At 40.5% G+C, this 1,687-nt stretch carries 3 protein-coding genes and 1 pseudogene; 2 read left to right on the top strand and 2 right to left on the bottom strand.

From position 1 onward, the window contains the following. Positions 1 to 366 (bottom strand): GntR family transcriptional regulator (locus B7C60_RS08025; RefSeq protein WP_157928691.1); only part of this gene is annotated, 366 nt, incomplete at its 3' end. 396 nt (positions 367 to 762) lie between these two features. Here B7C60_RS08025 and B7C60_RS08020 point away from each other — a divergent pair. Continuing rightward, positions 763 to 1,230 (top strand): NifB/NifX family molybdenum-iron cluster-binding protein, encoded by a 468-nt coding sequence (locus B7C60_RS08020; protein WP_099611201.1) that lies wholly within the window; start codon positions 763 to 765, stop codon positions 1,228 to 1,230. Positions 1,231 to 1,244: 14 nt separating this feature from the next. Next, positions 1,245 to 1,457: a (Na+)-NQR maturation NqrM gene (gene nqrM / locus B7C60_RS08015; RefSeq protein WP_099611200.1), complete on the top strand. Its 213-nt coding sequence runs from the start codon at positions 1,245 to 1,247 to the stop codon at positions 1,455 to 1,457. Positions 1,458 to 1,508: 51 nt separating this feature from the next. Here nqrM and B7C60_RS18410 read toward each other — a convergent pair. After that, a pseudogene (locus B7C60_RS18410) lies at positions 1,509 to 1,687 on the bottom strand (response regulator); the annotation flags it as partial.

Genomic DNA, 1,687 nt, shown 5'->3' with positions numbered 1-1,687 from the left:
CGACAATAACGTTTCTAAACCTGCTAATTCCATATCGGTAATATGTCGCGCTGCTAAGCGAGCCGCCATGCCCTCCAATGCTTCACGTACTGCATAAAGATCAAGCAGCTTCTCACGAGAAAATTGAATCACCCGAGCGCCGACATGAGGGATCCGTTCAATAAGCCCTAACCCTTCTACCCGCATCAAAGCTTCACGTAATGGGCCTCTGCTAACTTGAAAATGCTTTGCTAACTCAGGCTCAGAGATTTTACTGCCCGGCACCATCTCGCCCGCCACAATCGCTTCAATTAGAAATTCAGTAAGGCTTTCTGATTTGGTGTACTCTTTATCACTCGTTAGGGAGCGGTTTAATTCACGATTCATCGTTGCTTTTCTTCTTTCTGACCAACAAGAACACACATACCATCCATTAACAACCATAACACCAACACAACATAAACGATCAAATTGTCGACAATCAAGCCAATTGTCGACAATTTAGACTAAGGTCGTATGATTGACAGCTCTCCGCGCGAGGGAAAAATCGCTCGAAGACATCATAGAACAGGGTAAATGATAAAAATAATACTTAAGATATGTGATATTGCTCATGATAAGAAAAATCTGAACACTCTCAAGATTGTTAACAAAATTGGTTATTTTCGTGTGACTCGCAAGTAAAAGAGAACGCCGTTCAGTATCAAAAAACAGAAACTTATTGGCATATGCTAATAATTAACGCACAATATTACTTATCGTATTTGATGAAGGAAATAAATCATGATTTATGCAATTCCCTGTCGAGATAATCAACTGAGTAACCATTTTTCTAAAGCACCTGCATTTATGCTGATAGACACTGAAAATCAGCAACGACAACTCGTCGAGATGCCCACGTTATTAGATGGTGGAGAAAAAAATTGCGGAAAAAAATCGGCACGGCTGAACCTATTACAGCAGCATAATGTTCAAGCTGTGGTTGTTAAAAATATCGGCCAAGCCATGTTGTCCACGCTATTTAGTAAAGGATTTAAAGTTTTTGCTTATCCGCCTCGCTGCCCAATTGAAGCGTTAGATTTTAGCCAACTACAAGAAATTACTGACATAAACTATGCACGTCCATCTCCCAATAAAGCATCGCATAGTTGCTGCCATGAAAAATCTACCTGTACCTCTTCCGCTTCAAGCACTAAACTAAACCCAAGAACGTTGGATAAATTACAACGTATTTTTAATATTCATCGATAGATGAGAGTGGCGTTATGATCTATTTAATCACTGTGGGATTTTTTTTACTGATGATAATCCTGATGAGCCTTGGTGTTATGGCTCGTCGTAAACCGATCCAAGGAAGTTGTGGTGGGCTGTCTAACGTTGGTGTGGATAAGGTCTGTAACTGCGAAACCACCTGCGCAGAACACCAAACAACCTTATATCAGATTCAAGAACCACAAGAAAAATCGCAACAAAAATAAACCAAACTATCAGCTCAGCGTGAGAGATATGTCCCACGCTGAAACCGCACCTTAAGAACGTAATCGATTTAAGACCACGGTTTGATCTAACTCTTGATGCCATTGGGTATAATCAAGCCCTTTGTCAAAAATAAACTCGGTCACTAATTGCTTCACACATGCGATCAACTCATCCCCATGCCAAGGTTTATCAAAATAACGCTGAATACCCGCCGTATTAATGGCATTGA

It is taken from the genome of Vibrio fujianensis, from assembly GCF_002749895.1.
GTDB lineage: Bacteria > Pseudomonadota > Gammaproteobacteria > Enterobacterales > Vibrionaceae > Vibrio > Vibrio fujianensis.
Note: the sequence above shows the minus strand (reverse complement) of the source record. Positions and strands in the feature narration are given on the sequence as shown.

Excerpts from the sequence above, each read along its gene's own strand:
- B7C60_RS08020 (WP_099611201.1), top strand. The coding sequence starts at position 763 with ATGATTTATGCAATTCCCTGTCGAGATAATCAACTGAGTAACCATTTT.
- nqrM (WP_099611200.1), top strand. The coding sequence starts at position 1,245 with ATGATCTATTTAATCACTGTGGGATTTTTTTTACTGATGATAATCCTG.